The organism is Nonomuraea sp. NPDC026600, from assembly GCF_040638335.1.
Classification (GTDB): Bacteria; Actinomycetota; Actinomycetes; order Streptosporangiales; family Streptosporangiaceae; genus Nonomuraea.
In genome coordinates this window covers 19,562-27,203 of record NZ_JBEZYD010000072.1, presented here as the reverse complement: position 1 = coordinate 27,203, position 7,642 = coordinate 19,562, and the positions used below count along the sequence as shown (strand labels likewise).

At 70.8% G+C, this 7,642-nt stretch carries 6 protein-coding genes and 1 pseudogene; 2 read left to right on the top strand and 5 right to left on the bottom strand.

Translation table 11 applies throughout. The annotated features are described in order from the left end of the window. Positions 1 to 145: PT domain-containing protein (locus AB0F17_RS64735; RefSeq protein ID WP_358047089.1), on the top strand; the 145-nt coding region annotated here is incomplete at its 5' end. On the opposite strand, the pseudogene AB0F17_RS64730 reads toward AB0F17_RS64735, so the two are convergent. Further along, positions 118 to 744: pseudogene (locus AB0F17_RS64730) on the bottom strand (hypothetical protein); the annotation flags it as partial. The gene AB0F17_RS64735 and the pseudogene AB0F17_RS64730 sit on opposite strands and share 28 nt — an antisense overlap. A 709-nt stretch (positions 745 to 1,453) precedes the next feature. On the opposite strand from AB0F17_RS64730, the gene AB0F17_RS64725 reads away from it, so the two are divergent. Continuing rightward, the gene (locus AB0F17_RS64725) at positions 1,454 to 1,693 is read left to right on the top strand and encodes a DoxX family protein (RefSeq protein WP_358047071.1); all 240 of its coding nucleotides are present in this window, start codon (positions 1,454 to 1,456) and stop codon (positions 1,691 to 1,693) included. A gap of 4 nt (positions 1,694 to 1,697) precedes the next feature. On the opposite strand, the gene AB0F17_RS64720 is transcribed toward AB0F17_RS64725, so the two are convergent. The 4 genes from AB0F17_RS64720 to AB0F17_RS64705 all read right to left on the bottom strand — a co-directional run bounded on the left by AB0F17_RS64720 (position 1,698) and on the right by AB0F17_RS64705 (position 7,552). Then, positions 1,698 to 2,540: an alpha/beta hydrolase gene (locus tag AB0F17_RS64720; protein WP_358047069.1), complete on the bottom strand. Its 843-nt coding sequence runs from the start codon at positions 2,538 to 2,540 to the stop codon at positions 1,698 to 1,700. Positions 2,541 to 2,593: 53 nt separating this feature from the next. Next, entirely contained in the window at positions 2,594 to 3,391 is a 798-nt protein-coding gene (locus AB0F17_RS64715) for an SDR family NAD(P)-dependent oxidoreductase (RefSeq protein ID WP_358047066.1), read from the bottom strand. Positions 3,392 to 3,420: 29 nt separating this feature from the next. Further along, a complete protein-coding gene (locus tag AB0F17_RS64710) occupies positions 3,421 to 5,070 on the bottom strand; it encodes an L-lactate permease (protein ID WP_358047063.1) in 1,650 nt (549 codons plus the stop codon). A gap of 121 nt (positions 5,071 to 5,191) precedes the next feature. Beyond that, entirely contained in the window at positions 5,192 to 7,552 is a 2,361-nt protein-coding gene (locus AB0F17_RS64705; protein ID WP_358047060.1) for an aldehyde dehydrogenase family protein, read from the bottom strand. Between the last annotated feature and the right edge of the window lie 90 nt (positions 7,553 to 7,642).

Sequence of the window (7,642 nt, the reverse complement as noted above, 5' to 3'; positions counted from 1 at the left end):
TTCCGCGAGGCCTTCCGCGAGGCCTTCCGCGAGGCCTTCCGCGAGGCCTTCCGCGAGGCCTTCCGCGAGGCCTTCCGCGAGGCCTTCCGCGAGGCCGAGATCGGCGCCGACCGCGAGGAAGTACGTCAGCGCTCCGAGGCTGTAGAGATCCGCCGTCGCCGGGGGAGCCTGGTGGAAGGCGCCGGTGTGCGGGGCCAGCTCCGGCGCCAGATAGCCGGGGGTGCCGCCGACCATGACGGTGGTGCCCTGCTTGGCCGCGTACTCGAGGTCGACGAGCCGGACCTGGCCGTCGGGCAGGATCATGACGTTGCCGGGCGACAGATCGCGGAAGACGTAGCCGTGGCGATGCACCTCCCGCAGCAGGCCGACCAGGTGCGAGACGACCGGTACGACCTCCTCGACCGCGCAGCCGAAGCCGTCCGGGCCGAGAGGCGTCGCGTGTGCCTCCGACCAGCGATGAGCGGTGAGGCCCGGGACCAGCTCCTCCGCGAGGAACGCGTGGCCGCCCTGCTCGAAGTAGTCGACGACGGCGGGCACGCCATCGGTGGCGGCGAGGTCGTCGAGAGCGGCGCGTTCCGCGGCCAGCCGGTCTCTGGCGTCTCGGCCGCTGAGGTCGGAGGAGGCGTGCGGGCGACCCTCCTTGATGATGACCTCGCGTCCGGTCTTCGTGTCTTCGGCGAGGTACACGCCGCCCCTGTTGGCGTGTCTGATCGCCTCCCGCACCACGAACCGGTCGTTGAGCATGACCGCGGACGCCTTCGACGGGCCGCCGAGCCGTTGGAAGGGGGAGGCGGCGAAGCTCGGCGGGGTGAAGGCGGCCGTCCGCTGGTCACGGACCAGCTCCCCTCCCGGAGCGCGCAGCCGTACCTCGTAGAACCCGTCGTTGCCCAGAGTCCGGTGCCCGGAGAAGGCCCCGTAGCGGTAGTGGACGATGCCGCCCGCGCGGTAGGGCCGGTCGGAGAGGATCACCGGCCCCGGCAGCCCCCTGGTCGCCTCGTCGAGCAGGGCCGCCAGCCGTACCGACTCGGCATCGCCGGCCGGGTAGACGGTGACGAACTTGCCCGCCTGCGCCCTCGCGCAGTGCGGCGAGAGCAGCTCCCAGTAGGCGCCGAGCTCGGCGGGGAACTTGAAGGCGCACCCCGCCTCGATGAGCACGCGGGCGACCTGGGTGAGTATGAAGGGCGCCGACAGCATCGTCGCGGAGACATGCAGCTTCCATCCCTGCTCAGGCATCGGATAGCCGTCGGGAGTGACCCTGCACCAGAAATCGGACGCCTCGACCGACCAGCCCGCCTCGCCGGACCGCGCCAGCTCGGCGGTCACGAGGTCGCGCAGGATGGTCGCGTCTGCCCCCACGGCACTGCCCTCCGATTTCGGCGCCGCCTGGTGGAGGCGCTCGATACGAAGGTCGCCGACGGGTCTTGCAATTCTCTGACAGACGAATCAACGATTCTTGTCGCAGGACCGATGCAGCCGTCGGTGTTCCGATGCCACATCGCCTATAAGTGGATATGTCGTAGAGGAATGTTCACCGCTCGTCGGGTTCGCCGCCGCGACCGGCCTCGTGCTGTTCTTCGCCGGCGCGGTCGTTGCCCACGTACGGGCCCGCGCGTTCTACAAACTGGCCTTTCCCGGTGGTTTTCTGGCGCTCGCCATCGCCTCCCTGGCGCTGGACGCCGTCGCGCCGGGGTAGAACCTCATCGTCCGAGGAACGTCGTGGTCGTCGCCACGAACCGGTCGGCGTCATCGGTCCAGGGGAAATGGCCTGCCGCCGGCTGAACGGCGAACTCGGCGTTCGGGAACAGTTCGGCGAACGCGGCCACGGCGCTCGGAATCGAGTTCAGGTCGACCTCTCCGGCGAGCAGCAGCACCGGCGCGCTGAAGGCGGAGAGTGCCGCGCGGGTGGCATCCGGGTCGTACGCGCCCTCGGCGCCGAAGGCGGCTGCGGCTTCGTCGTTGCGATGGCCGTTCTGGGCGGCGTGGTGGGCTTGTGCCGCCGCGTCCCATCGGCCGTAGAAGAAGGGGTCGACGGCCTGCCAGCTCTGGTCGGTGGCCTTGCCGGCCACGATGGCCTCAAGAGCCGCGAAGGCCGCCGGGAACCAGGGCTCGTCCTTACGCAGCCGCGCGATCTCGAGCCGGGACTCGCCGGTGGGCGCGATGCCGACGGCGAAGGTGCTCGGCGTGATCAGGGCGAGCTTGCCGACGCGGTCCGGGTGCCGGGCCGCGTACAGCGCCGCGAGGTTCGCGCCGGCACAGTGCGCGAGCAGGTCGAAGCGGTCAAGGGCAAGGTGTTCGCGCAGCGCCTCGACGTCATCGACCAGCCGGTCGCAGCGGTAGGTGGCGGCGTCCGCCGGTATCGCGGACCGGCCGGTGCCCCGAAGGTCCATCATGATCAACTGCCGATGCGCCGACAGGCCGCCGAGTTCACCGAGGTAGGCGGTGTCCTGCATCGGGCCGCCCGGCAGGCAGATCACCGGGCTGCCTTCTCCGTACACGTGGTACGCGAGGTGGGTTCCATCATGTGCGGAGAAGGCAGGCATGGCGGCGATCCTGTCAGCGGCGCGGCGACCAGGGCAACGGGATATCCCGCCGGTCAGCGTCCCGGGTCGAAGCGGCCGTCGATGACGGTCCAGCCCGCGTCGACGACGAGGTTGGTCCCGGTGATGTACGAGGCCGCGTCACTGGCGAGGAAGGCCACCGCGGAGGCGACCTCGTCGGCGCTGCCCCACCTGCCGAAGACGGTGTGCGCGCTGTAGGCGTCCCTGGCCTTGACGTCGTCCCACAGCGGCCGGGTGAGCGGCGTGTCGATGACCCCGGGCGCGATGGTGTTGACCCGGACTCCCTGCGGGCCGACCTCGGAGGCCAGGCCGCGCACCATCTGCAGGATGGCCGCCTTCGTGGACGCGTACACGCCGAGCCCGGGCTCGACCATCAGCGCCCGCATGGACGAGCACGCGACGATGCTGCCGCCGCCCTGCTCCGCCATGACCACGCTGGTCTCCTGGAGGAAGAAGAACGTGCCCTTGAGGTTCAGGCCGACGATGCGGTCGAACTCCTCCTCGGTGTAGGCGGCCATCCGCTTGCGGATGTTGATGCCGGGTGTGGACACCGCGATGTCGAGCCTGCCGTACGCGTTCACGGTCGTCCGTACGGCTTCCGCGACCTGCTCGTGACTGCCCAGGTCGGCGGCCAGGCCCTGAGCCGTGCCGCCCTCGGCGACGATGGCCTTGGCCGTGTTCGAGGCGCCCGCGCCATCGAGGTCGGCGCAGACGACGTGTGCTCCGAGACCGGCGAGCATCTGCGCCGTGGCCTGCCCGATGCCGGACGCCGCCCCCATCACGAGGGCCGGCTTGCCGGTGAGATCGAACAGGGCACGGTACCGGTTGGTCATCTTCTGTCTCCAGTGTCGGTATGAGTGTTCTAGGGAAGCATCCAGCCCAGGATGGGGGTGGACTGGAGGAGGACCAGCAGGGAGATCAGCGCCAGCAGGGCCAGGCTGTAGACGATGACCTTGCGGAAGATGTCTCCCTCCCGGCCCTGGAGGCCGACCACCGCCGCCGCGATCGCCAGGCTCTGCGGGGAGATCATCTTGCCGACGACCCCGCCGGAGGAGTTGGCCGCGGCCATGAGCAGCGGCGACAACCCCGTCTGCTGGGCCGCGGTGACCTGGACGGCCCCGAACAGCGCGTTCGAGGAGTTGTCCGACCCGGTGATCGCCACGCCGATCCAGCCGATGACGGGGGAGAAGAAGGCGAACGCCCCGCCCAGGGTAGCCAGGCCGCGGCCCAGCGAGCCGGTCTGGCCCGACAGGTTCATCACGTAGGCCAGCGCGAGAACGCTGAGCACGCACACGATCGTCCAGGTCAGCTGCTTGACCGTGACGGCGTAGATGTGGGCCGCCCGGCCCGGCGGGACCTTCAGCATCAGGGTGGTGATCACGCCGGAGACGAACAGGAGCGTGCCGGCGGCCGGCAGGAAGTTGAACGCGAAGACGGTGGCGACCGGCTTGCCCGTCGAGCCCACGATGGACAGGCCGGGCCAGTCGAACTCGATCGCGGCCGAACCCAGCGCGCTCTTGATGGCGGGGAACTGCGCGACGACGAAGATGGCGATCACCACGGCGTACGGCAGGTAGGCCAGGATCACGTTCTTCCGGGAGTCCTGGCCCGCGCGCTCCAGCAGAGCCGCCTCCTCCTCGACGCTGCCGGTGCCCGAGCCGCCCGCCACCACGGGTACGGCGGCGACGGTCAGCGCCTCCCGGGGACGCCATACCCGCAGGAACGCCACCAGGAAGATCGCGCAGGAGAGAGCGGCGCCGATGTCGGCGAGTTCGACCGAGATGTAGTTGGAGAAGAGGAACTGCCCGGCGCCGAAGGCCAGTCCCGCGACGACCGCGGCGGGCCAGACGGCCCGGACGCCCCGGCGGCCGTCCACCAGGAAGACCAGCACCAAGGGGACGATCATCGCGACGACCGAGGTCTGCCGTCCGGCGATCGCGCCCAGCGACTCGAAGTCCAGCCCGGTCACCTTGGACAGAGTGGTGATCGGCACGGACAGCGCGCCGAACGCGACCGGAGCGGTGTTGGCCACCAGGGAGGCCACCGCGGCCCGGAAGGGCGGCAGCCCCAGCGCGATCAGCATGACCGCGCTGATCGCGACCGGCGTGCCGGCGCCGGCCAGGGCCTCCAGCAGCGCGCCGAACGCGAAGGCGATGATGATGACCTGGATCCGCTGGTCGTCGCTGACGCCGGCGAACGACCTGCGGAGTACGCCGAAGTGCCCGGTGGACTCCGTCAGCTTGAAGATCCATAGTGCGTTGACGAGGATCCAGATGACGGTGAGAAAGCTCGACGCCGCCCCATAGCCGCCGGTGCTCAAGGTCTGGACGATCGGCATGCCGTAGACGGCGACCGCGATCAGCGCCGCTACCGCCAGCGCCGACAGGCCCGCCCACTGAGCCTTCCAACGGAAGACGCCGAGCAGAACGAACAGGACGAGCAACGGGATCGCGGCGACGAGGGCGGACAGCCCGAGCTGCCCGAGGACTGGGTCGAAGATCTGCTGGTACATGAGCAACCCCTCAGCGGGATCGGAATGGCCCGGGACACGAGTTCACCGGGGCCGGTGGGATGGGGTGAAGCGGCGATCCCCCGATGCCGCGAGCCGTGCCGTTCGGTGAGGTCGGTGATGGTCAGGCGGTGACGACCGCCGCCTTCTCCCCCAGAAGCGCGAGAACGACCGCCGTGTCGAGCAGGAGTGAGGGGATCAGACGGAGCCGGAACAGCGCGAGAATGGCCGCCACGTCCTCCGCGTGAGCCGTGTCGATCACCGGGACGGGCAGGCGGGCGGCAGCGGCGTCGGCGTCGGCCAGCACCTGTTCGCGCGCCGCGGCGTATTCCGCGCTGCGGGCGATCGGCTCCAGCCGCTTCCACACCTGCGGCATGAGGCCGGGTCGGCCGCCGATCGCGCGGTAGTAGCTCAGCACCCGGGGATGATCGTGTACGGCGCGGATCTCCTCGTACACCCGCGCCAGTTCCTCGCCGGGCGGCGTCCCGTCCGGCACGATGTTGACCGCTTCCGGGGGAACGCCACGCGGGCCTGGGCCGGTCAGCGGGGGAGCGCTGCCGTCGAGGGCGAAGGCCGGATCGGCGCCGACGGTGAGCCCTCGGTACCAGCACGAGGCCAGCAGGAGGATCTCGGGCAGCAGCCGGTGGAACGTGATCGTGTAGCGCGCGATGTCGGTGCCGCTCAGGGACTCCACCGGCGCGGGCAGCAACCCGGCCGGCACGCCCAGCCCGGCCGCGGCCTGCTGGAACTCCGCTGACCCGATGACGGGCTTGAACCGGTTCCAGGCTGGGACGAGGTAGTCGGGATAGTTGGCCAGCGCCTGGAAGATGGGGCTGACGAACGGTACGCCCAGGTAGCCCGGCACCTCCTTGATCACTTGGGCGGCTTCGGGCGTCAGCTCGGGTTTGCCGGGCAACGTCGGCAGCAGGACCGCGCCGCGGGCGGCATCGCCGGGCCCCGTCGTGATGATCGCCTCGGCGGTCGTCCCGCCGGCCACCTTCCGGCCGATCCGCAGCGGGTTGGCGTCCCTCAGGGGTGCGGGAAGCTGGTCCTGCGGGCTGTTCTGGTAAGCCACCGGGCGCAGGAACCTGAAGATCCCGTTCGTGCCGACCGAGGTGGCGGCGGCGTTCGTGGTCGCGGGGTACGGTCCGCCGTGGTGCATCGCGTCGGTGACGGCGACTCCGGTCGGCCAGCCGTTCCAGACGATGCGCCCGACCCGGGCCGCCAGTTCGCCGGCCAGTCGCCGCCCGTCGTCACTGTCCCCGGCGCCGAGCTGGATCGTTCCGGTGAGGTGACCGTCGAAGGACCGCGCCGCGGCGATCAGCTCATCGGCCTGGCCGTACCGGACGATGACCCCGAACGGCCCGAACCGCTCCTCGCCGAGCGCCGGGTCCGCCAGGAACGTGGCCAGGTCGGCCTCCACCAGGCTCGCGGGGAAGGAGAAACCGGCGTCGTCCGGCAGGACGCCCCCGGTGAGCACGCGCACCCCGGCCCGCTCCGCCACCTCTGCCGCTCCCGCCGCCAGGCGCTGCCGCATGGCGTCGTTGAGCATGACGCCGGGCGGCTGCTCCTGGAGACGGTGTACGGCTCGCGCCACGAAGCCGTCGCCGGCCTCGCCGCTCGGCACGAAGATCACGCCGGGCTTGGTGCAGAGCTGCCCGTTAGACGTGGTCAGCGAGCCGGCGAAGCCGTCCGCCAGGGACTCCGTGAGTGCTCCGGGGAGGACGAACACCGGGTTGAGGCTGCCCATCTCCGCGTACACGGGAATGGGGCGCGGGCGCGCGGCGGCCAGGTCGAAGATCGCCCGGCCGCCGGCGAGCGAGCCGGTGAAGGCGACGGCGGCGATCCCGGGCGCGGTGACCAGCCGCCGCGCGACCTCCAGCCCGCTCTCCTGGAGCAGCTGGAACACCCCGCTCGGCGCTCCGGTCGCGGCCACCGCCGCGTGCACCGCCCCGGCGACGAGCTCCGCGGTCTCGGGATGCGAGGGATGCCCCTTCACGATCACCGGACACCCGGCGGCCAGCGCCGCGGCGGTATCGGTGCCCGCAACGCTGAACGCGAACGGGAAGTTGCTGGCCGCGAACACGGCGACCGGGCCGAGGGGCACGTTGACCCGGCGGAGGTCCGCGGCGGTGCCGGTCGCCGGGTCGATCACCGCGTCGAAGTGATCGCCCTTCTCGATCATCCGCGCGAACTGGGTGAGCTGGAGCACGGTCCGCTCCACCTCGCCGACGAGACGCTGCTCCGGCAGCCCGGTCTCCGCGCCGGCCACCGCGACGAGCTCGGCCCGGCGGGTCATCAGCTCATCGGCGATCCGCCGCAGCAGGGCGACCCGTGGCGCCGGGTCGAAGCCGCCCCACTCGGGGAACGCCTCGCCCGCGCCCGCGAGGGCCTTGTCGAGATCGGCGTGCGTCGCGTCGGCGAACCGGCGCCGCTCGGCTCCTGTCCGAGGGTCGATCGACGAGAAGCTCTTGGCAGATTGCATGCAACGTAGGATACAAACTTGGATCCAATGCCTCAAGAGTCTGTTTCATCACTGTTTCGCATCTGTGGCGGTGGTCGATCTGACCTGTGA

What these genes read in the sequence shown, in the direction of transcription:
- AB0F17_RS64710 (WP_358047063.1), bottom strand. Translation starts at nt 5,070, where the DNA reads ATGTACCAGCAGATCTTCGACCCAGTCCTCGGGCAGCTCGGGCTGTCC.
- AB0F17_RS64715 (WP_358047066.1), bottom strand. Translation starts at nt 3,391, where the DNA reads ATGACCAACCGGTACCGTGCCCTGTTCGATCTCACCGGCAAGCCGGCC.
- AB0F17_RS64705 (WP_358047060.1), bottom strand. Translation starts at nt 7,552, where the DNA reads ATGCAATCTGCCAAGAGCTTCTCGTCGATCGACCCTCGGACAGGAGCC.
- AB0F17_RS64720 (WP_358047069.1), bottom strand. Translation starts at nt 2,540, where the DNA reads ATGCCTGCCTTCTCCGCACATGATGGAACCCACCTCGCGTACCACGTG.